This is a genomic window from Cellulomonas sp. KRMCY2 (assembly GCF_000526515.1).
Lineage (GTDB): Bacteria > Actinomycetota > Actinomycetes > Actinomycetales > Cellulomonadaceae > Actinotalea.
Genome location: NZ_JAGF01000001.1, coordinates 2,909,548 through 2,931,207, shown reverse-complemented (window position 1 = coordinate 2,931,207; position 21,660 = coordinate 2,909,548). Strand labels below are relative to the sequence as shown.

At 71.5% G+C, this 21,660-nt stretch carries 20 protein-coding genes; 8 read left to right on the top strand and 12 right to left on the bottom strand.

The window, feature by feature from the left end:
• Positions 1 to 31 precede the first annotated feature (31 nt).
• The 6 genes from K415_RS0113820 to K415_RS0113795 all read right to left on the bottom strand — a co-directional run bounded on the left by K415_RS0113820 (position 32) and on the right by K415_RS0113795 (position 4,788).
• Positions 32 to 382, bottom strand: a complete 351-nt coding sequence (locus tag K415_RS0113820) for a type II toxin-antitoxin system HicB family antitoxin (protein WP_155859472.1) — start codon at positions 380 to 382, stop codon at positions 32 to 34.
• The gene (locus K415_RS0113815) at positions 379 to 597 is read right to left on the bottom strand and encodes a toxin HicA (RefSeq protein ID WP_034661292.1); all 219 of its coding nucleotides are present in this window, start codon (positions 595 to 597) and stop codon (positions 379 to 381) included. The genes K415_RS0113820 and K415_RS0113815 overlap by 4 nt, the downstream gene beginning before the upstream one ends.
• Before the next feature lie 96 nt (positions 598 to 693).
• Complete coding sequence (locus K415_RS0113810; protein ID WP_255347146.1) at positions 694 to 963, bottom strand: site-specific integrase; 270 nt, start codon at positions 961 to 963, stop codon at positions 694 to 696.
• A gap of 284 nt (positions 964 to 1,247) precedes the next feature.
• The gene (locus K415_RS21975) at positions 1,248 to 1,577 is read right to left on the bottom strand and encodes a DinB family protein (protein WP_197024739.1); all 330 of its coding nucleotides are present in this window, start codon (positions 1,575 to 1,577) and stop codon (positions 1,248 to 1,250) included.
• Positions 1,578 to 1,584: 7 nt separating this feature from the next.
• Positions 1,585 to 2,709 (bottom strand): glycosyltransferase family 1 protein, encoded by a 1,125-nt coding sequence (locus K415_RS0113800; RefSeq protein ID WP_024287635.1) that lies wholly within the window; start codon positions 2,707 to 2,709, stop codon positions 1,585 to 1,587.
• Positions 2,710 to 2,769: 60 nt separating this feature from the next.
• Positions 2,770 to 4,788, bottom strand: coding sequence for a DUF4214 domain-containing protein (locus K415_RS0113795; protein ID WP_024287634.1), 2,019 nt, complete (start codon positions 4,786 to 4,788; stop codon positions 2,770 to 2,772).
• Between the two features lie 215 nt (positions 4,789 to 5,003).
• On the opposite strand from K415_RS0113795, the gene K415_RS0113790 reads away from it, so the two are divergent.
• On the top strand, positions 5,004 to 6,257 hold the full coding sequence (locus K415_RS0113790; protein ID WP_024287633.1) for an acyltransferase: 1,254 nt from the start codon (positions 5,004 to 5,006) through the stop codon (positions 6,255 to 6,257).
• Positions 6,258 to 6,267: 10 nt separating this feature from the next.
• On the opposite strand, the gene K415_RS0113785 is transcribed toward K415_RS0113790, so the two are convergent.
• The gene (locus K415_RS0113785; RefSeq protein WP_024287632.1) at positions 6,268 to 7,359 is read right to left on the bottom strand and encodes an NAD(P)-dependent oxidoreductase; all 1,092 of its coding nucleotides are present in this window, start codon (positions 7,357 to 7,359) and stop codon (positions 6,268 to 6,270) included.
• A 115-nt stretch (positions 7,360 to 7,474) separates the two neighbouring features.
• Positions 7,475 to 8,368, bottom strand: coding sequence for a glycosyltransferase (locus K415_RS0113780; RefSeq protein ID WP_024287631.1), 894 nt, complete (start codon positions 8,366 to 8,368; stop codon positions 7,475 to 7,477).
• Positions 8,369 to 8,469: 101 nt separating this feature from the next.
• Here K415_RS0113780 and K415_RS22905 point away from each other — a divergent pair, with 101 nt between their 5' ends.
• From K415_RS22905 to K415_RS0113745, 7 genes are read left to right on the top strand one after another with little or no spacing between them, the layout of a single operon-like run.
• Positions 8,470 to 9,573 (top strand): glycosyltransferase family 1 protein, encoded by a 1,104-nt coding sequence (locus tag K415_RS22905; protein ID WP_024287630.1) that lies wholly within the window; start codon positions 8,470 to 8,472, stop codon positions 9,571 to 9,573.
• On the top strand, positions 9,570 to 10,904 hold the full coding sequence (locus K415_RS0113770; RefSeq protein WP_024287629.1) for a hypothetical protein: 1,335 nt from the start codon (positions 9,570 to 9,572) through the stop codon (positions 10,902 to 10,904). The genes K415_RS22905 and K415_RS0113770 overlap by 4 nt, the downstream gene beginning before the upstream one ends.
• 56 nt (positions 10,905 to 10,960) lie before the next feature.
• Positions 10,961 to 11,728, top strand: coding sequence for a glycosyltransferase family 2 protein (locus K415_RS0113765; RefSeq protein WP_024287628.1), 768 nt, complete (start codon positions 10,961 to 10,963; stop codon positions 11,726 to 11,728).
• Positions 11,725 to 12,192 carry a DUF2304 domain-containing protein gene (locus tag K415_RS0113760; RefSeq protein ID WP_024287627.1) on the top strand — a complete coding sequence of 156 codons (468 nt, stop codon included), beginning with the start codon at positions 11,725 to 11,727 and terminating at the stop codon, positions 12,190 to 12,192. Before K415_RS0113765 ends, K415_RS0113760 begins: the two co-directional genes overlap by 4 nt.
• Positions 12,189 to 13,733, top strand: a complete 1,545-nt coding sequence (locus tag K415_RS0113755; protein WP_024287626.1) for a DUF2142 domain-containing protein — start codon at positions 12,189 to 12,191, stop codon at positions 13,731 to 13,733. The genes K415_RS0113760 and K415_RS0113755 overlap by 4 nt, the downstream gene beginning before the upstream one ends.
• The gene (locus tag K415_RS0113750) at positions 13,730 to 14,809 is read left to right on the top strand and encodes a glycosyltransferase family 2 protein (protein ID WP_024287625.1); all 1,080 of its coding nucleotides are present in this window, start codon (positions 13,730 to 13,732) and stop codon (positions 14,807 to 14,809) included. The genes K415_RS0113755 and K415_RS0113750 overlap by 4 nt, the downstream gene beginning before the upstream one ends.
• Positions 14,806 to 15,954, top strand: coding sequence for a glycosyltransferase family 1 protein (locus tag K415_RS0113745; RefSeq protein WP_197024737.1), 1,149 nt, complete (start codon positions 14,806 to 14,808; stop codon positions 15,952 to 15,954). Before K415_RS0113750 ends, K415_RS0113745 begins: the two co-directional genes overlap by 4 nt.
• A gap of 25 nt (positions 15,955 to 15,979) precedes the next feature.
• Here K415_RS0113745 and K415_RS0113740 read toward each other — a convergent pair whose 3' ends face one another.
• From K415_RS0113740 to K415_RS22900, 4 genes are all read right to left on the bottom strand, one after another.
• A complete protein-coding gene (locus tag K415_RS0113740; protein ID WP_024287623.1) occupies positions 15,980 to 16,924 on the bottom strand; it encodes a glycosyltransferase family 2 protein in 945 nt (314 codons plus the stop codon).
• A gap of 169 nt (positions 16,925 to 17,093) precedes the next feature.
• Positions 17,094 to 19,301 (bottom strand): hypothetical protein, encoded by a 2,208-nt coding sequence (locus tag K415_RS0113735; RefSeq protein ID WP_155859471.1) that lies wholly within the window; start codon positions 19,299 to 19,301, stop codon positions 17,094 to 17,096.
• Between the two features lie 70 nt (positions 19,302 to 19,371).
• The gene (locus tag K415_RS0113730) at positions 19,372 to 20,487 is read right to left on the bottom strand and encodes a glycosyltransferase family 2 protein (protein ID WP_024287621.1); all 1,116 of its coding nucleotides are present in this window, start codon (positions 20,485 to 20,487) and stop codon (positions 19,372 to 19,374) included.
• A complete protein-coding gene (locus K415_RS22900) occupies positions 20,484 to 21,611 on the bottom strand; it encodes a polysaccharide biosynthesis protein (protein ID WP_024287620.1) in 1,128 nt (375 codons plus the stop codon). Before K415_RS22900 ends, K415_RS0113730 begins: the two co-directional genes overlap by 4 nt.
• Positions 21,612 to 21,660: the final 49 nt, after the last annotated feature.

Here is a 21,660-nt window from a genome sequence, read left to right as displayed (position 1 = left end):
TGCGGCATGTCCGTGCGGCGTCGTGGCGTCGTCAGGAGGCGTTTGTCAGACGGCGCACGACGTACTGGTTGAGGCTCAGGTGCTCCTGGGCGGCTTCCATCGCGAGCTTGCGGTGGAGCTGTTCGCCGATGCGGAGGTTGAACTTGCCGGAGTAGGCGCGCGAGGACAGGGGCTCGGGTACCGCCTCGTGGTTGTCGCCCATGTCCTGGACGGCTTCGGCGACGATCTCGCGCAGTCCGCCCAGGGCGCCCTCTTGGGTGTCGGCGAGCCAGGAAAGGGACGGCAGCTCCAGGCAGGTGGCGACGTACTCCTGGTCCTCGGCGGACCAGGTGACCCGGTAGGTGTATCGGGTGGTGATGTCGGCGCTGTTCGTGATGCTCATTCCTCTCCCTCCTTCTTCTCGATCGCGGCGAGGACCTGCCTGACTTGGTAGGCCTTCGCCTGTCCGTGGTCGTTCTGGATGTTGACCCGCGGATCGCCGGGCCAGGGGGTCTTGAACACTGCGTGCGAGCCGCTGCCCGTTCGTGGTGGACCGAAGTAGTGCTCGCACACCTTGGCAAGATCGTCGTAGCGGATGCCGCGTGGGTTGGCGCGCATCGCGGCGATGATCTTCGCTACAGACGGCAACAACATGGTACCGCCCGCGGTACCATCTGCCAACACCCCAGCACCAACGATTGGTGTGAGTGCCCGCTAGGTTCCGGAGGCCATGTAGGCGGCGAGGATGTCGTTGGGGTGGCGGTCCAGGGTGGTGCGCGCTCGGTCGTAGCGCATGGTCGTGCGCGGGTCGGCGTGCCGGGCGGCGATCTGCACATCACGCAGGTCGACACCGGCGTCGAGCATCGTGGTGACGTAGGTGCGGCGCAGCATGTGCGGGTGCATTCGGGCCACCCGGATCCCGGCCCCACTGGCGAGGCGGCGGAGTGTCAGGCCCGTCGCTCCGGCAGCATCTGATGCGCCCACTCCACAGGTCGGGGACCTCCACCCGACCGGGAGCCTCTACGAGGTAGAGCGCGGTCCGTGGGGTGCGCTCCTCAGCGTCAGCGATCGTGGTGCTGGTGCCGTCCTTGTCCTCGAGGTACCTCCACGTGGCGCTCCCCACCGAAGCAAGCTGATGAGCGGACGCTCGTCCTGGCCGGCTCCGTCCGGCTCAACGCAGACGAGCGAGATCCCGTCGGATGTAGCGCAGGTGCGCCCACTCCTCTTCCAAGATCACCCGGATGCAGTCACCGACGCTGGGACGCCAGTCACCGCCGGCCCCAGGGGTTCTCGCGTTCCTCCGCGAGCAGCTCCGCCGTGGCTGTGGCCAGGAAGTCGGTCACCAGCCGCTGTCGCTCGGCACGCACCGCGAGGATCTCCTCGTGGGCCGGCGGGTCCACGCGGAAGACCGACATGTCGAAGCCCATCTCGGCCGCCCCGGTGAAGATCTGGCCGATCTCGTGGAACGGCTGCTGGATCCGCAGGATCCCACCGCGCAGCCAGGCGTCGGTCGCCAGGACGAGGTGCCGCAGGGTCTGGGCCAAGAACCACTCGTCCTCGACGTGGGCGTCCACCAGGTCTGGCGGCGTGTCCGCCACGGTCGTCTCAGGCCTGCTGCTGGGCCTGCTCGTAGGCCTCGATGTGCACCCGCGCGGCCTCCTGCCAGGTGAAGCCGGCGGCCCGCGCGACGGCCGCGGCAGCGAGCGTCGCGCGCCGGTCCGCGTCGACGAGCAGGGCCCCGAGGCCGGCGGCGATGCTCTGCTCGTCCGTCCCGCAGTAGGCGACCGCCTCGCCGCCGACCTCCGGCAGCGAGAGCTCGCGCGTCGTGAGCACGGCCGCCCCGCACGCCATCGCCTCCAGGACCGGCAGGCCGAACCCCTCGCCGAGGCTCGGGTAGGCCAGGACCTGCGCCCCGGACAGGAAGCCCGCGAGGTCGTCGAGCGGCAGGTAGCCGGTCCGCACCAGCCGCAGGCCCTGCGGGACCGCCGCGACGGCGGGCTCGACGGCGTCGTCCCAGCCTGGACCGCCGGCCAGGACGAGCGCCGGCGGGTCGTCGAGCCGGTCCGCGACCTGGGCCCAGGCCCTGATCAGCGCGGGCACGTTCTTGCGCGGCTCGAGCGTGCCGAGGAAGGCGACGTACGGCTGGTCGCCCAGCCCGAGGGATGCGCGGACCCGCTGCTGCTCCGCGGTGCCCACCGGGTGGAACACCTCGGTGTCCACACCGTGGAAGGCCACGTGGAAGCGTTCGGGCTGCCCGCCGGCGAAGCGGAGCACCTCGTCGCGCGTGGCGGCGGACGGCACGACCAGGGCCGCGGCTCGTCGCACCGCCGACCTGATGGCGGCCCGGAAGAATCGGGCCTTGACCGGCGAGTGCAGCTCGGGGTGGCTGAAGAACGTGGCGTCGTGCAGGGTCGCCACCACCGGGACGCCCGCGTACCGGGGTGTCGTGTAGTGCGGGCTGTGCAGCACCTGCACCCGGGTCGAGCGCACCAGGCGGGGCAGGCCGACCTGCTCCCAGGCCATCCGCACCGGACGCCGGGCGGCGGTGCCAGGAGTCGCCACGACCTCGGCGCCCGGGACGAGGGCCGAGGTCGAGGCTGCGTCCCGCTCCTGGCAGGCGACGACGAGGTCCACGCCCTGCGCCGCGAGCGCCGGCAGCAGGGCGTCGACGTACCGGCCCACCCCGCCGCGGTCGGCGGGGATGGCTGTCGCGTCGAGGAGGAGTCGCACCGTCAGATCGTAGGTGCGTACCCGACGCCGCCGGTCGTGGCGGCGTCGGGTACGGCCCGGTCAGGGCTGGTTGTAGTACTCGTCGCTGGCGATGATCCCGCCGATGATCTCCTCGACGCGGTGACCGTTCTGGATCGCGCTGACCCAGCCCGCCGCACCGGTCGGGTCGATGCCGCGGCTCAGCAGGTGCACGTAGTGGCCGTTGACGACGGTCGTCAGGTGCTCGGTGGAGATCAGGAAGCCCATCGCCACCGCGTAGCGGGTCTTGCCGCTCGCAATCGCCTCGACCCAGCCCCGGACCTCGGCGTCGCCGGCAGCCCGACCGAGCACGTGGGAGTACAGGCGCCGGACCCACTCGGCGTTCGAGCTGCCCGACTGGCCGAAGTACTCGTCGGACGCGAGGAAGCCAGCTTCCATCTCCTGGAAGGTCGTGCCCCAGCGCATCGAGTCGATCCAGCCGTTCAGGCCGCCGGTGTCAGCCTCCCGGCCGAGGTACGTCCGGTAGGACTCGCGGATCAGCCGACCGCGGTACTCGTCGCTGTAGGTGATGCCGTTCGCGACCGCGACCCTCGGGGTGCCGGTCGCCAGGGCCGTGGTCCAGGCCTGCAGCCCGGACGGGTCCGGGGAACGCTCGAACAGGTCCTGGTAGACCTTGGTGACGTAGCGCGCGAGCAGCGCCGCCTCACCGGTCGGGCTCAGGTTCAGCACGGCGGTCGCGCCGGTGCTCGCCGGCGTGACGGCCATGGCGGTCCCGGGGATGGCCCACGAGACACCCACCGGCAGGTTCGCCGCGACGAACTCACCCCTGGCCGGCTGCATGTCGAGCAGGTAGGAGTAGGGCACCCCTCGGTTGTCGTCAGCGAGGACGCGGACCTGGACACCGGCCCAGCCCGGCTCCTGCACGTCGACGCCGACGGCCGGCCGGTACTCGAAGAAGACGGCGGCCGAGCCGAACGGGGCGGTGACGGCCCGCCGCGCTGCGGTGTTGGACATCGGCGCGATCTCCACGGGCGTCGTGGTGGCGACCCCGGAGTACGCCGCGGCGTCGGCGAAGCCCAGCAGGGTCGCGAACCCGGTGCTCAGGTTGCCCGGCGCCAGACCCCAGTTGCCCTGGCCCATGATGTCGGTGTTGTCCCCGTACTCGACGGCAGAGCACGTCTCGGAGTACGTGACGCGTGTGGAGCCCGACCAGCAGGTCAGCGTGCTGGCGTGGCCGAGGCCCAGGTTGTGGCCGAACTCGTGGGCCATCACGTACACCTCGTTGGCGCCGCTGATCAGGACCCAGCCGTCACCGATCGAACCGCGGCCCGCGTACGGGCAGCCCAGGGTGTCCGGGAAGTAGACCATGATGTGCTGCGTCGGGCTGACTGCGGGCTGGCCGTGCGCGTTCCATGCCGCGTTGAGGATGTACTCGTCATCCGCGCAGTTGGCCGGTGCGGCGATCGGCTTCCAGGCACGGACGCTCTGCTGGATGTCGATCCGGCCGCCGCTCTGCCCCTCCCAGTAGCTCGCGACACCCGCGGCGGTCGTCTGCAGCTGCGCGACTGTCGTCCCGTCGGTCGCCGTCCAGTACACCGGCAGGATCACCAGGCTGTGCGCCGTGATGTCGCCGGTCAGGCCGGCGGACAGGTCCGCCGTGGGTGCGGGTGCGGGCCCCTCGACGACGTCGAGCAGGGCGGCGCGGGGGTCGTTCGGCGCGAACGCCGCGGCGACCGCCTCGTCTGTCGTCAGGCCCGGGTCGGCCTCCAGGGTGATCGTCAGGTCCTGGCCACCGGCCAGCTCGGGACCGCCGTCGGGCAGCGCGTAGAGCGTTCCGTCGATCTCGACGTACTCCTCGACGGCGAGTCCCTCACCGCTGGCGACGGGCTCCGTGCTCGGCGTCCGGTCGTCGACGCTGAAGAGCACGACGGTGCCGTCGACCGTCAGGACCGGGTCCGAGGAGTCGGTCGCGAACGCCGTGCTCCCGGCGGGGACCAGGAGCGCCAGGGCCAGGGTCGCGGTGCCCGCGGCGCGTGCGCCCCGGCGGCTGCCCGCGCCGTGCGCGCGGTCGAGTCCGTCGGCAGTTCGTTCCTGACGCATGGCGCTCCTCGTGGTGGTGCTGATGGGCCCGGTACGGCCGCCGTCAGCCTGCCATGTCTATCGGCCGGAACCGCCCGACTTGTGAGGTGACATTTCCGATCGGACCTCGCGTGGCGGGCAGGTCGGCGACGACCGGCGTGGCCGGCTGCTGCGCGTCGGCCGGTCCATGGCGCACACTTGTCCACCATGTGCACTCCCGAGCGGCTCGAGCGCCGATGACCGCCGCCACCGAGCAGGAGGCCGCGCCGACCCGGCAGTCGGTCTTCCCGGGCGGCGCGCCCGAGGCCCGCCTGTGGCGCTGGACCGGCCACCAGCTCGACCCGCGCCGCAACAGCCTGAACCTGATCCGGCTCGTCCTGGCGACGATGGTGCTGGTCGCCCACGCGTACTACATCGCCGGTGTGCAGAGCCCGAACGGCGAGTTCGGGCCGCACATCGACGGCGAGAACCTGGGCGGGTGGGCGGTCTTCGGCTTCTTCGCCGTCAGCGGCTACCTGATCACCGCGAGCCGATGGTCCAACTCGCTGGGCACCTACCTCGTGCACCGCATCGCGCGGATCTTCCCCGCGTTCCTGGTCTGCCTCGTCGTGATGGCCGTCGTCTTCGGGCCGATCGGCTACTGGCACGTGAACGGCTCGCTCGCCGGCTACTTCACCACCGGCCCGACCACGCCGATCAACTTCGTCTTCAGCAACGCGATGCTGCGGGTCAACTCCTACGAGATCGCCGGGACACCTGCCGGCGTGCCCTACCCGGGTGCGTGGAACGGCTCGCTGTGGACGCTCTACTACGAGTTCCTCGCCTACCTCATCGTCGGTGCGCTCGCCGTCGTGGGCTGGGTGCGCAGGTCACCGTTGGCCATCGGCGTCGTCTGGTTCGCCACCGTCGCCGGGCACGCGCTGTGGGGTCGCCTGGTCGCACCGCTGGTGGGCGGCAACCTCGACGTCCAGCTGCTGCTCAAGCTGCTGCCCCTGTTCCTGGGCGGCGCGCTCGTCCAGCTCCTGCGGCACCGGCTGCCGCTGCACTGGGCGGGCGCCGCGCTGAGCGTCACCGTCGTCCTCGGGGCGATCTGGGCCTTCGACGGCTGGGGCGCCCAGCTCACGGCCCCGTTCATCGCCTACCTGCTGCTGTGGATCGGCTCGGTCGTGCCCTCGCCGAGGACCATCCAGCGGCACGACATCTCCTACGGCGTGTACATCTACGCCTTCCCCGTCCAGCAGCTGCTCGTGCTGACCGGGATCCACAACCAGGGCCTGCTCGTGTACGACGTCGTCGCCCTGGCCTGCACGGTGCCGCTCGCCATCGCCAGCTGGTTGCTGATCGAGCGCCCGATCATGCGCCGGGCGCGCCGCACGCACGGCCGCCCACCGGCGGTGCCGGCTGTGCCGACCGTGCCGACCGTGACAGCTCCGCCGGCTGTGCCGAACGTGCCGGCTGTGCCCACGGTGACAGCCGCCGTCAGCGGCTGACCGGCACCGGTCAGTCCTGCCGCGCGTCGATCCAGGTCGCCAGGCGCGTGATGCCCTCGGCGAGCGAGTACCGGGGCGTCCAGCCGAGGGCCTCAGCCGCGTGGCTGACGTCCGCCCAGGCGTGCCGCACGTCGCCCTGCCGGTACTGACCTGTCACGTGCGGTGCGGGCGCCCCGTAGTGGGCGGCGATCAGCTCCGCCGCCGTGGCGATGGTCTGGTCCTCCCCCGCACCGATGTCGATCGGCGTCGTCCCGGGGGCGGCCGCCGTGGTCGCCGCGACGAGCGCCCGTGCGACGTCGTCGATCAGGACGAAGTCCCGGCGCACCTGACCGTCCTCGTACAGCGGGATGGACTCCCCGGCCTTCGCCAGACGGCAGAACAGCGACATGATCCCGGTATACGGGTTGATCAAGGACTGACCCGGCCCGTAGACGTTCTGCAGCCGCAGGATCACCGGCTCGACGCCGAACGACTGCGCCCAGGCGCTCAGCACGGACTCCTGCGCGAGCTTCGTCGCGCCGTAGACGCTGACCGGGGCCGGCGTGGTCGTGGCGGCGGCCATCGCGACCGGCACGGCGTCGGGGAAGTCCCACTGGGCACGCTCGAGGATCTGCGCGGTGCGCTGGCCGGGGTGGTAGACCTCGCCGGACCCGCGGCGCCAGGCGCCCTCGCCGTAGACCGCCCGGCTGCTGGACAGCACGATGCGCCGGGGCAGCGCCGAGTGCCGCAGCAGCGCGTCCAGCATCTGGGTGGTCCCCACGACGTTGGTCATCGCGTGCCGGGTCGACTCGGCGAGCGACTGACCCGTACCGGTCTCCGCCGCGAGGTGCACGACGACGTCGGGCCGCACGTCGGCCAGCAGCCCGTCCCAGACCGCGGGATCGGTCACGTCCCCCACGACCAGCTCGACCCACTCGTCCAGGTCGGCGGGCCGCTCGGGGGTCGGGTGGATCTGCGGGTGCAGGTTGTCCAGCGCCACCACGCGGTCGAAGCGTTCGGCGAGCCCGGCCGACATCGCGGTCCCGATGAAGCCGGCGCCACCGGTCACCAGGCAGGTGCCCCGTGCGGGTCGGTCGGCGGGTGCGTCGTCGGGGTGGGTCACTTGTCGTCCTCTCGGCAGGTCGAGCCTGGGCTCGCGGCACGGGTCTTCGGGGCCGTCCCTCGTCGGGGTGCGTACATCCCGACGAGAGATGGCCGAGTACGAGTATCGCTGGTGGTCAGGGTCGTGCGGGGCCGAGGGCGTGGCGCAGCAGGACGCCGATCCGCCGGCGGTCGTCGCGCACGGCGCGGGGCAGCAGGGTCAGGGCGTGCAGGCGCGACGTGAGGTGCAGGCGCGCGGCCCGCTCGGCACGCCGCCAGCCGAGCGCCGCGACCTGGCCGGCCGCGAGCTCGAAGTAGGCGCGCTCGCCGCGGAACCGCGTGCCGTCGAGCAGGGTCGCCGACGACGCGCTGGCCCCGTGCCGGCGGTAGTGGAAGCACGTCGTCGGCTCGAGCAGCAGCGAGCCGCCGGCCGTGACGATGTCCATCACGATGGCGAGGTCCTGGATCAGCGGCATCCCGTCGCGGAACTCGGTAGCCGCCAGCACCTCACGGCGGAAGGCGAGCGACGGCCAGTAGAGCCAGTCACCGTGCAGCAGGCTCGTCGCGAGCGACTCACCGACCAGCAGTCGGCGCACCCGGCTGCGTGGCCTCAGCAGCTGCAGCTTGACCCGGTCGGCGAGCGGGAGCACCACGGTGCCGTGCTCGTCGATGATCCGGATGCCGGGCTGGATCACGGCGGCATCGGGGAACGCGCGGTGGGCGGCCAGCACGACGTCGACGTAGCTCGGCAGCAGCACGTCGTCGCAGCCGAGGATCACCACGACGTCCTGGGTCGCCAACGAGACGCACGTCCGGTAGTTCGCCGTGATGCCCTCGTTGACGGGCTTGCGGACGTAGGTCACGCGCGGGTCGTCGAGGCCCGCGAGCCACGGGCCGACGGACTCGTCGGGGTAGGCGTCGTCGACGACCGTCAGCAGCCAGTCGCCGTTGCGCTGGGCGAGCACGCTGGCGACCGTCTCGCGCAGGAGCGCGGGGTCACCCCAGAACGGCAGGAGGATGTCGAGCGGCATCGCGGGATGACCTCCGGGGCGTCGGGTGGGCTGCATGGGCCAGACTAGGGCCGCTGAGCACGCGCGACCCGACGGTCGCCGGGACGGAAGAGGCAGGGAACGTGGCGGGTGCGGTGGACGACGGGCGGCTGCGCGTCGCGGTCTCGATGCTCACGCTGGTCCCCGGCGGCATGGGCGGGAGCGAGACCTACGCGCGCGAGCTCACCCGCCGGCTGGCCGGCTCGACGCGGGTCGCAGCGACCGCGTACGTCGCGCAGATCGGCGCCGGGTTCAGCCCGGGGCTCGACGAGCACGTCGCCCAGGGGGTCGCCGGCGGCGCGGGAACCGTCGACCGGGTCCGCACGATCGTCCAGGCGGCGTGGCACCGCCGGGCGATCCACCGGTCCATGCGCCCGGCCGACGTCGTGCACTTCCCCTTCACCGCACCGGTGCCCTGGCCGCCACGCGACGCGGCGTTCGTGCAGAGCCTGCTCGACGTGCAGCACCTCGACCTGCCGCACCTGTTCTCCCGGGCCGACCGGCTGTACCGGAGCCGGTACTACGACCACGCGGCACGTCGGGCCGACGGCGTGATCACGATCAGCGCGTTCGCCAAGCAGAGCATCGTCGACCGGCTCGGCATCGACCCCGGGCGGATCACCGTCGCCCACCTGGGCGTCGACACCACGGCCTACACCCCCCACCTCGGCGAGCGCGAGCGGTTCCTCTTCTACCCGGCGCGCGCCTGGGCGCACAAGAACCACGGCGTCCTGGTCGAGGCCGTCCGCCTGCTGCGCAAGGACGAGCCGGGCCTGCGCCTGGTCCTGACCGGCGGTCGGCTGGAGACCCTCGGCACCCTGCCCGACTGGGTCGACGTCCGCGGCCTGGTCCCGCTGCCCGAGCTCCGGGAGCTGTATCGGACCGCTGCCTGCCTGGTCTTCCCGAGCCTGTACGAGGGCTTCGGGCTGCCGCCGTTGGAGGCCATGGCCTCGGGCTGCCCGGTGGCGGCCTCCGACGCCGGCTCCCTGCCCGAGATCTGCGGGGACGCCGCCGTCCTGTTCGACGCGCACGACCCGGCGGCCGTCGCCGCGGGCGTCACGCAGGCGTTGGCGCGCGGTCCGGAGCTCGCCCGGCGCGGGCTCGACCAGGTCACGCGGTTCACCTGGGCCTCGTGCGCGGCGGCGCACGAGGACGCGTACCTGGCCGCCGCGGGACGGGCCACGTGACCGGGGCCCAGGCCCGGCAGCCGGCGACCGACGGGGCCGGGATCACCGCCCGTGGCGCCACCGGTGTCGGCGTCGCCTCGATCGTCGCCGCCGGGTCCGGGATGCTCGTCCTGCTCGTCGCGGCCCGGGTGCTCAGCCTCGCGGACAACGCCAACTTCTTCGCGTTCTGGGGCCTGCTGTTCTTCTTCTTCGGCACGCTCGGCGGCCTGCAGAGCGAGGTCACCCGGTCGGTGCACGTCGAGCGCACGCAGGGCGTCGAGCACACCCAGGACCCCGCGCCGGACGCGCCGGGACCGTCGGGCGCGCGCATCCTGCCGCTCGGTCTGGTCGTCGGCGGCGTGCTGGCCGGCGGCATCGCCCTGACCTCGCCGCTGTGGGCCACCGCGGTGCTCGGCCCGGCGCCCCAGCTGCTGGTCGCAGTCGTCGCCGTCGCCGTCCTGGCCTTCGCCGGGCACTCCACCGTCGCCGGGGCGCTCGCCGGGCGCGGGCTGTGGGTCGGGTACTCCCGGCTGGTCGGCGCCGAGGCGACGGTCAGGCTGCTGCTCGTGCTCGGTGTCGCGGTCGTCGGCGCGACGTCGTCCGGGCTCGCCGTCGCCACGGCGGCGGCCGCCGGCACCTGGCTCCTGCTCAGCCTCGTCCCGCAGGTACGCAGCACGTGGCACCAGCGGGCCGACGTCGACGGCCGACGCTTCGTGGCCGCGAGCGCGGCGGCGATGGTGGGCGCGGCATCCAGCGCGGCCCTGGTCGTCGGCTTCCCCGTGCTGCTCAAGGTCACCAGTCCGTCGGACGTCTACGCGCTGGCGGCTCCCCTGCTGTTCGCCGTCACGCTGACCCGCGCACCGCTGCTCATCCCGCTCAACGCCTACCAGGGCGTCGCCATCACGCACTTCCTGAACCACCGCGACCAGGGTGCACGGCCGCTCGTCCGGCTCGCGTCGATCATCGGCGCGGCAGGTCTCGTCGCAGCCGTCGCCGCGGCGCTCGTCGGGCCGTGGCTGATGGCGCTGATCCGACCCGAGTACCGGGTGGAGCCGCTGGTCCTCGGCGCCCTGACGCTCACCGCCGCGGCGCTGGCCCTGCTGACCCTGACGGGTGCGGCGACGCTGGCCCTCGGCCGTCATCGCGCCTACGCCGCGGGCTGGCTGGTCGCGACGGTGTGCTCCGCGGCGGTGCTGCTGCTCCCGGGCACCCTGGAGGGACGGGTGATCGCCAGCCTCGGCGCAGGTCCGCTCGTCGGCGTGCTCGTCCACGTCGCCGCGGTGCGTCACGCGCTGCGGACCGGCGGGTCCGGAGCTGCGCGTACCGACCAGCCCGGCGCGCAGCACCCTTGACCCGCCCGGCGCGCGGCGCTCCGGGCAGCGTGGGGCCCGGCGGTAGAGTGCCGCCCATGCCCTCCGCCCTCCCCGCGCGGCTGCTGGTGGTGGTGCCCGCCTGGAACGAGCAGGAGACGCTGCCTGCCGTGATCGCCGAGCTGCGCGCCGCCGTCCCCGCGGCCGACGTCCTGGTGGTCAACGACGGCTCGACCGACCTCACCTCCGAGGTCGCCTGGGCCGCCGGAGCGCTGGTCCTGGACCTGCCGATCAACCTCGGGGTGGGCGGTGCGATGCGCGCCGGGTACACCTACGCGCTGCGCAAGGGCTACGACGCGGCGGTGCAGCTCGACGCCGACGGCCAGCACAACCCGGCCGACATCCCGCGACTCCTCGAGCAGATGGCCGCCCAGGGCGCGCACGTCGTGATCGGCGCACGGTTCGCCGGTGTCGGTGACTATGCGGCCCGCGGGCCGCGCCGGTGGTCCATGCGCCTGCTCGCCACCGTCCTGTCGCGGGTCGCGGGGACGCGCCTGACGGACACCACCTCCGGCTTCAAGGCGGCCGACCGCCGTGCGATCCGCCTGTTCGCCGCCAACTACCCCGCCGAGTACCTCGGCGACACCATCGAGTCCCTGGTGATCGCGTCCCGCGCGGGCCTGACGATCCGGCAGGTGGGGGTGGCGATGCGGCCGCGGGCCGGCGGGCAGCCGTCGCACGGACCCTTCAAGGCCGCGGTGTTCCTGTCCCGGGCGACCCTCGCGCTCGTCATCGCCCTGTCCCGGCCGACGGCACCACTGCCGTCCGACGCGCCGGCCGAGACGCCGACGGAGGTGGCCGGATGACCGTCTACGTGACAGCGCTCGTGGTCTGCGCCCTGCTGGTCGTGGCCCTGCTCTTCCTGCTGCGCACCCGCCGGATCCGGGAGAAGTACGCCGCGCTGTGGATCCTGCTCACGGTCGCCGTCGTCCTGCTCGGGGCCTTCCCGCAGCTGGCGTTCTGGCTGTCCGACCTCGTCGGCGTGCAGACCCCGGCCAACCTCGTGTTCGCCCTGGCCATCGTCATCCTGCTGTCGGTCTCCATCCAGCTCAGCGCCGAGGTGTCCAACCTCGAGGAGGAGACCCGCACGCTCGCCGAGGAGATCGCCCTCCTGCGGCTCGACCTCCGCCTGCTCGCCGAGGCGCACGAGCCGCACCCCCACGAGCCGCACCCCCACCAGCTGCATCCTCACGAGCCACCTGCCCACCGGCAGCCCGCCCACCTGCCGCCCGCACAGCCGGGTGAGGCCACCGCCGGCGAGGACGCATGACCAGACCGTCGCTCGACGAGCGGAGCGTCTTCTGGGGCGCCTGGGCCGCGCTCATGCTGCTCGCGACCGCCTGGATCCTCGGGAACCCGCTGATGGCCTCGCCCGACGAGCCGGCGCACACGGTCAAGGCGGCGTCAGTGGTCCGCGGCCAGCTGCTGGGGCCCGACGGCGCCGGCGGCAGCGAGGTGCAGGTCCCGTACTTCTACAACCTCGTGACCGCCTACCCGGTCTGCTACATGTTCGACGCCGACGCGACCGGCGTGTGCGACCCGGAGCCGGTCGAGGAGCTCGACGCCGAGGCGGTCTCCGTGACCCCCGCCGGGCGCTACAACCCGCTGTACTACGCGATCGTCGGCCTGCCGACACTGCTGCCCCCCGGCGACGGCGTGCTCTACGCGATGCGGCTGATCTCCGCCGCGCTGTGCACCTTCCTGCTCGCGCTCGGGCTGCGGGCCCTCGCGCAGGCGCCGCGACCCGCCTGGAGCATCCTCGGGGTCGCCGGGGCGCTGACCCCGATGGTCGTGTTCCTGACCTCGACGGTGAACCCCGCTGCCGTCGAGATCGCCGCGGCCTTCGCCCTGTGGTGCCAGCTGCTGACCTTGCTGCGGCACCCGGACCCGGGTCGCACCGTGCACCGGATGGCATGGATCGCGGTGTCGGCGACGTTCCTGGTCAACGCGCGCGGTCTGTCCCTGCTGTACTGCGCCGTGATCGTCGCCGTCGTGCTGCTCGTCTCGCCGTGGTCCGCCTTCGTCGACGTCGTCCGGACCCGCGGCGCCTGGCCGTCGCTCGCCGTGATCGGCGTGGCCTGCGTCGCCGCGGCAGGCTGGGTGCTCGGCTCCAACTCGCTCGGCTCGGGCGGGGAGGTCATCGACCCGAACCTGACGTTCGCCGGCGCCGCCAAGATCTCGGTGCTGTCCACCAACAACTACGTGGTGAACATGGTCGGCCAGTTCGGCTGGATGGACACCTTCCTCGAGACCTGGGTCTACATGGCCTTCGCGGCCGGCGCCGGGGTCGTGACCCTGCTCGCGCTGGCGGCCGGCACGTGGCGCGAGCGCACCGCCCTGGTGCTCGTCGCGGGTCTCAGCCTCGTGCTGCCGATCGTGATCCACGCCTCCCAGGCGCGCTACCTGGGCATCATCTGGCAGGGCCGGTACATTCTGCCGGTCGCGATCGGGCTGCCCCTGCTGGCTGGCTACGTGCTGGCCCGTCGGCTCGGCGACGTCCCGCGTGACCTCGGCGTCGCGCTCGCCACAGTGGTCGCCGGCGTCGTCGCCGCCGTGCAGCTGCTCGCCTTCGGGGAGAACCTTCACCGGTACGTCAACGGCGAGCTCGGCGCCTGGCTCTCGATCGAGCCGGACGCGTGGCTGCCACCGCTGCCGCTGCCCCTGGTCGTCCTGCTCGGGCTGCTGGCGACCGCCGGCTACGGCGTGCTCCTCGCCTCGACCGCACGCATCCCTGCGCCCGCGGAGGTCGCCGACGGGCCCGCGGAGGTCGCCGACGGCGAGCCGATGCCGGTGCCCGGCCCGATGCCGTGAGCCGCCTGACGGTCAGCGTGGTCGTCGTGACCTGGAACGCACTGGACCTCACGCTCCGCTGCCTCGACTCGCTGCGCGGCCAGCGCACCGACGAACTCGACGTCGAGCTCGTCGTGGTCGACAACGGCTCGGCCGACGCAACTGTCGAGACGCTGCGCGCCGCGCCCGACGTCCACCTGGTCGCACTGCCGACCAACACCGGCTTCGCCGGGGGTGTCAACGCCGGGGTGCGGGCGACCACCGGGTCGGTCGTCGTGCTGCTGAACAACGACGCGGTGGCGCGGCCCGACTTCCTGGTCACCCTGGTCGAGCCGTTCCGCCACGACGGTGCCGACAGTACCGATCGTGCCGGGCGGCTGGGTGCGACGACCGGGCGGGTGCTGCTCAGCGGCTCCTTCGCGCCCGCACCTGCGGGCCCGGCGGGTGACACCGGCGCGGCCACCCTCGTCGCGCACGACGGCACCCGCTGGTCCCGGGTCACCGAGGGCGGGACGACCCTGCTCAACAGCACCGGCAACGAGGTCACCACCTCGGGCAACGGACGCGACCGCGACTGGCTGCACCGTGCCGACGGCCCGGACGCCCCGGCCGGGGTGTTCGGCTTCAACGGGGGCTGTGCCGCTCTGCGCCGCGCGGCCCTGGACGACGTCGGCCTGCTCGACGAGTCCCTGTTCATGTACTACGAGGACACCGAGCTCTCGTGGCGGCTGCGCCGACGTGGCTGGTCGGTGCGCCACGTCCCGGGTGCCGTCACGGTGCACGACCATGCGGCGTCGTCCGGCACGTCGTCGGACTTCTTCCTCGACCACAACGAGCGCAACCGGCTGCTCGTCGCCCTCGTGCATGCGCCCTGGTCGGTGGTGCTGCGCGCCACCGTGCGAGCCTGCGGCCGGGTCGTGCTGGGCCCCGACCGCCAACGTCGTGCCCGTGCGGTGCTGGGTGCCGCCGCACGCGTGCCGTGGGCGCTGCGCCGCCGTCGGGCCGTGGACCGCTCTGCCTCGGTCCCCCGGTCGGTCCCGGCCGCGCTGCTCGTGCCGGACGCCGCTCGCGCACCGGCCACCGGGCCGAGCCGATGACCGCCGCCGACCGGGCCGGCGCGGACCGTCGACCGGCGGACCGCCTGCACGTCGCGATGACGGTCGAGCAGTGCTGGCAGCGGGTCCCGGGGGGCTCGGCCAGCTACATCGTCGCCCTGCTGGCCGCGCTCCAGCGGCGCGACGACGTCCGGACCACCGGGCTGTCCGCGTGGCACCGCACGCCGCCGCTGCCCGACCACACCCCGAGCGGTCCGGTGCGCTCGCTCGGCCTGCCGCGCTACCCGCTGTACCGGGCGTGGAACTGGCTCTCGGCGCCCCGGCCCGAGTGGGTCGTGCGCGACCTCGACGTCGTGCACGCCGCGACCTGGGCCATCCCGCCGACCGGCCGCCCACTCGTCGTCACGGTGCACGACGTCGCCTTCCTGCACGAGCCGGAGCACTTCACCCCGCGTGGGGTCCGCTTCTTCACCCGGGCGCTGGACCGCACGCGCGACGAGGCCGCCGCCGTGATCGTCCCCTCGCAGGCCACCGCGGACGACTGCATCGGCGCCGGGATCGACGCCGGCCGCGTGCACGTCGTGCCGCACGGCGCCCCGCGGTGGACGGTCGACGCGACCGAGATCGCCGCGCTCCGGGCGCGGCTGGACCTGCCCGAGCGCTTCGTGCTGTGGTGCGGCACCTTCGAGCCGCGCAAGAACCTCGCGGGCCTGTTGCAGGGTTTCGCGCTCGCCGCGCAGGCGGACCCGGAGCTGCACCTCGTCCTGGTCGGGCCGCCGGGCTGGGGCCAGACCGACCACGCCACCCACGTCGGCCCCTGGGCCGCCCGCGTGCACGAGGTGGGCTGGCTCGGTACGAACGACCTGCGGGTCGCGTACGCCGCCGCGACGGCGTTCTGCTTCCCGTCGACCCGGGAGGGCTTCGGCCTGCCCGTCCTGGAGGCGATGTCCGTCGGCACCCCCGTGGTCACCTCGCGTGGCACGTCGATGGCCGAGGTGGTGGGCGGGACGGGAGTCCTGGTGGCGCCGGAGGACCCGGCCGAGATCGCCGGCGGGATGCTGCGCGCCGTCGGACCGGAGCACGACGCCCTGGGCGCGGCGGGCCTGCGCAGGTCCGAGGACTTCACCTGGGACCGCGCCGCCGAGCAGACGGTGGCTGCGTACCGGGCCGCTGCGGCGGGCCGGTGACCTCGAGACGACCGCCCGGTGACCGTCAGCGGCGGTACTGCATCTCCTTGATCCGCTCGAGCTGCTCCTCGAGCAGCACGCGGTTCATCCGCTGCAGGTCGGAGAGCACACCGAGGGCGACGAAGAGCAGCGCGAAGACGAGCATGATCGAGCCCAGCAGCAGCGACTGGAGGTGGCCGTCGGTGTCCCCACCGGCCAGCCACAGCACGACGAATCGGATGAGCGGGATCGCGCCGATGATGCCGAAGAACGCCGCGAGGGTCACGAAGACGACGAGCGGCTTGAACATCAGGTAGCTGCGGGTGATCGCGGCCCCGGACTTCGCCATGTGATGGAAGATGTTCGTGAACAGCCGCGACTCGCGTGTCTTGGCGTTCGTGACCACCGGGATGCTCGCGATCCGCAGCCGCTTGTTGCCGGCCTGGATGATCGTCTCCATGGTGTAGCTGAACTGCGTCACGACGTTGAGCCGCAGCAGCGAGGCCCGCGAGTAGGCGCGGAACCCGCTCGCCGCATCCGGCAGCTCGGTGCTCGCGGCGGCATTGACGATGGCGCTGCCGAACCGCTGCATGGCCTTCTTGAACGGCGAGAAGTGCGCGATCGTGCCGGTCTGGCGGTCGGCGATGACGATGTCCGCCGCACCGGCCAGGATCGGCTGGACCAGGTCGCCGATCCGGTCCTGCGGGTACTGGTTGTCGCCGTCGGTGTTGACCACGATGTCCGCACCGTGCGCCAGGGCGTAGTCGATGCCGTCCCGGAAGGACCGCGCCAGTCCCATGTTCCGGGTGTGGTGCACGAAGTGCGTCACACCGTGGGCCCGTGCGACCTCGAGGGTGCGGTCGGTCGACCCGTCGTCGATGACCAGGATCTCGATCTCGTCCACCCCGTCGATCCGGGTAGGGATCGAGGCGAGGACGGCCGGGAGCGTGTGCTCCTCGTCGAGGCACGGCACCTGGATGAAGACCTTCATGGACGTCCTGTCAGCAAGGGGGCGGCTCGATCCTAGCCAGGCAGGTACGAGCGGGCTCGACCATGTAGGGCGGTCGCTGCTTCGCGCGGTGCCCGCGCTGATGGTGACTCGGGGATGGTGACCGGCCCCTTGCCTGCCCTGGACCCGCAGGTCGTCGAGGGCGGGGCAGTCAGATCCGGGGCACGGACGATCTGCGCCGCCTCCACACGTTCACCTTCCACGCCAACGGCACAGTCAGCCCAAGAAGTCCGAGATCGAAGGCGAGCCTCGCTGGGCCCTCGAGCGGAGTCTCGTACCGCATCGAGACCCGCCAGGACCCTGCCGGGACATCGAACTCCACGGCCCCAGCGGGACCCAGCCGAGGCTCAACGGTGTGCGACAAACCGTCCTCGTCTGTCAACAGCACCTGCCAGCCGGGATAGTACGCTTCGTTCGCCAGAACGATCTGCGTGGTCTCGGAGTCGAGCGAATAGGTGTAGTGCCCGGCCGAATATGCGATCGGCTCCACGGCGATACCTCCGCATTCGTTCGTAGCGACGCACAGGTCGACATCCTCCGTCGCCGGCAGGCCGCTCACCGTCGCACCGGCGGGAATCAGGACACCAGCGGCGGCCCAGAACGCTCGTGCGTCCGCACCGGATACCGGATCGCTCATCGCCATGCCCGCCCCGATGTATGACGCGGACTGATGGACGCTGAAATAGCCCCCGACCGACGAGGACCCGGTGTAGAACCCTGAGAGGTAGCTCTCGGATCCGAACTCGCCGGCCTGCGCTCCCGTGGGGTATTCGATGCGTTCCGGGCGCCTGACCCCGGTCTGCTCGATCCGATGCTCGATCAGCTCGCCGGACATCGCTCCCCAGATACTTCTCTGGGCGGCCACGGTGTCGGCGCCCCAGAGGTCCTTGACGGTGCCAGCATGGGCTACCCCGGACGCGCAGGCGAGCGCGATCAGCGAACCGGACAGAGCCCATCGCCAGACGATGAGCCGTCCAGCCCGTCGCGGCACGAGGACCGCTGCGATCGTGAACAGCGTGGTCGCCGCCAGGACGACGAACGTCGGCAACCAGTTGCCCGACGTGAACTCTCCATAGACCAACATGCGCACAGCGAGTACGAGCGGCATGGCGAGGATGACAACCCGCACGAAGGGACTGCGCTCCCGAAACCCGATGCCTGGGAACCCATGGAGTCGCTCCAGCCCCGACATCGCGCCGATCACGCCCACCAGGAACAGGATCGGCAGGTAGTCGTTCAACCGAAACCGGCTCGCGTCGGCGCCAGGCAGGAACGCCGCGACGGACCGCAGGGGGCTCTGTGGCACCGCCAGAAGCAGTGCCCAGGCCATGGTCACCGCAGCCACCCGCACGATCGGCCGCCTCAGCCAGATCAGGCTCGCCAGCAACACGGCGGCGGCCGGGACGAAGAGGAGGTTGAGGGAGAAGATGCCGGGCATGCCCGGGTACCCCGGCAGCACGAGGGTCGCCAGCGTCGTTGGATTGAGCACCGTGAGATCCTCCACAGCGCCACGTCCGATAGTGCCTAGACCGAGCTGTGGGAGGTACTTCGGCATCGACAGGGCTACGGCAACACCTCCAGCGCCCAGGAGGGGAAGCAGGAACCGATGAAACGGAGGTCTACGCGCGAACTGCCACGCCGCAAGCCAGGCGAGACCCGAGTACGCGATGGCTATGAGCACTCCCGGATAGACCCCCACCGCGGTCTGCCACAGCAGGAGCGCGGCGACCGGGGTCGACCACCACTTGGCCCAGGGCCACAGGGGGGACAGGCAGAGCAGGAGCCACGGGAGAAGCGCGAATCCTCGAACGATGTCCGGGTACGGCGCCTCCGTGTAGAAGCCGGTTGTGAACGAGTACGCGACCAGCCCGAATGATGCCGCCAGTCGGCCGAATCCGCCGCGCCGCGCCAGCACATACACGCCGACCCCCGCGACCGCCACGTGCAGAGCCTGCAGCACTGATGCGGCTCGGATGTCATAGGGGGTCAGCCCGGACATGAGACCTGTGGGCAGGTACCAACCGCCGTTCTGCACCTGTGCCGCCGCCGGAAAGCCGCCCCACGTATAGGGCATCCAGTCGGGTGGGCTCAGAATTCCACCGTCGCGCCACCACGCGAATACTTCCGTGTTGTACGACGCGAGGAAGTCGCCCGTGGGGCTGGTGAGTCCCCGATAATAGCCCGAGAACATGAGTATCTGTATTCCGAGCACCATCAGGGCCACGAACCCAGCTTCGATCCAGCTCGGACTCAGGCACATCCGCGCCTCGCGCCAAGCGCCGGCGAGCCCTTGCCCGACACCACTGGAGAACGCGAGCTGGCGACCGGGTCCTGATGCCGTTGCCGAATGCTCAGCCATGCGTGCGGGCACCACACTTCCGGTAGGGCGACATGTGCCGGTCGCCGCGCGGCCGAGCATGAGGCGATCGCTAGTCTGGGACAGGAGAATTGCTCACCTCGTGCTGATGTGACACGCCGGACCCCACGGGTCCTGGAGCAGCCGCGCCACGGGGCGACCTAGGGCCTGCAAGACCGCTGCCTCGCCCAGAAGGCGGTGCAGGCTCCCGAGTCGACCGACCGGTCACGACCTCAGCCACGAGAATCTGGGGCCGCTTCTTCGCCTCGTCGAATACCACGCCGAGGTAGAGCCCGATGAGCCCCAAGGTGACCAGTTGCATGCCGGACAGCACGGCAACCATCACAACCAGGGTCGTCCAGCCCGCGGGAATCTCCGCCCCCGCGAGCCTCATCACGAGGGCCACGACGCCGCTCACGAGCCCCAAACCACCGACCACGAGACCCAGCACGATGCCCAGGTAGAGCGGAACCTTGCTGAATGACACGACGCCTGAGACAGCGAGCGACACGCTGCGCCTGAAGGAGTACTTGCTCTGCCCGGCGCTCCGAGCCGGGGCGACAAACTCAAGCGTCGCCGTGGGCAGGCCGAGCCATGGGATCAGGCCGCGCAAGAATCGATCGCTCTCCACAATCCCATGGCACAGGATGCCGACCACCCTGGACGACATCAGCCGATAGTCGGCGCCGCCCTCGACCATCGGCACCCTGGAGAGGCGCCGCATCAGGTGGTAGAACCCCCGAGACGTGGCTCGAGCCAACCAGCCTTGACCCTCGGTCCTGGCACGAACAGTCTGGACGACGTCCACGCCGGTCTCGTACAGGTCGAGCATCTGCGGGATGAGCTCGGGCGGATGCTGCAGGTCCCCGTCCATCGTGATGACAACGTCGGCGGTGCTGCGCTCCATGCCAGCCACGAGCGACATCTGGTGTCCGGCACGCCGCAAGAGCAGGACGGCCCGAACACGGTTGTCGGCATCGACAATCTCACGGACGCGCTGGGCCGTACCGTCGGGACTGGGGTCGATCACGTAGATCACGGACCACGAGTACCGGCCCTGGAGCGAATCGAGCACATCGACGAGCGCTTGATGAAAGTCGCCAATGCCCTCGGCTTCGTTGAACAACGGCACAACGATGTCGAGGGTGCCTCGTTCCGGCACGGCGGCGTCCGATGTGGCTGCACTCATATCCGGTCATCCAGACGACGGTCGCTCGTGACATGGCTGAATTCGGGGATCGCCGCGCGCATGCGCCCGATGATCTCGTCGACTCCGGGCCCTGGTACCGCCTTGCAGGCCAGATCGACCCAGCGCGCGACCTCCGCGCACCCGCTGGTGGGCGGTTTCGGGACGATCGTGTCCACCGCGGGCAACCAGGCCAGACGCTGTTCGGCAGAGCCGACGAACGACTCGGCTGCCTTCTCCCCTGCGGTGTCCCGTGCGGTGACCAGGACACGCACGCATGAGGTGTCTCGGATGTGCCCGGCCGCATCGGCGGGCTCGACCTGTCGCCACGGCAGCCCCATGGAGGTCAGTGTCCGCTCAAGGGCGACAGTGAGCTCCACAGCATCGACCGCCCCGTCACTCGGCACGACGATCGATCCCGGCGGGGCCACAGAGGCGAGCACGCAGAGCTGGCCCGCCTCAAGTGCTCGGACGAAGTACCTCGTCGTGTCTGCCGGGACGGGCAGGACGTGACCTTGACCGAGTCGGATCAACCAGCTCTCGAGCAGCGAACCGCTGGAGAAGGCGACATTCGCAAACCGCGTCGTCGTGACCGTGGGCAGCTCACCCATGACGAACTCCTCCATGACGCGCTTGCTCGCGCCCATCAAGCTGGAGGGATCGGCCGCCTTGTCAGTGGACACCATGAAGAGCCGGCAGTCGGGATTGCTCTCGACAGCCGCTCTCAGGGCCCTGTGGGTTCCATTGATGTTGACGTTCAGCATCTGCAGCGCCGACACGGCGTCTCGTTCGGTGCGGACATGCTTGGCCGCGGCGAAGGCAAGGACCACATCGAAGGGCCCGTCGTCCCGGACGACCCGGTCCATCAGCGGTCCGGTGACATCGACCAGTCGGGGCTCAAAGATCGTGCCCTCACGGATGGCGCCTTCGGACCGGAGGTCACGCACCAGCTCCGCCAGACCGTTCTCCCAGGTATCGGCGACGACAACCTTCGCCGGTTCCAGCGCCAGCAGCAGCCGCAGAGTCTGGCCACCGATGAACCCGGCACCCCCGGTAATGAGTATGCGCGAACGGTGATAGGTCCGAAAGATCCGCTCAGACATCGCGGACAATGCGGGCTCGAACACTGATCCTGCCCGGCCAGTCACCGCCTGGCCGAGTGCGTCAAGATCGCGA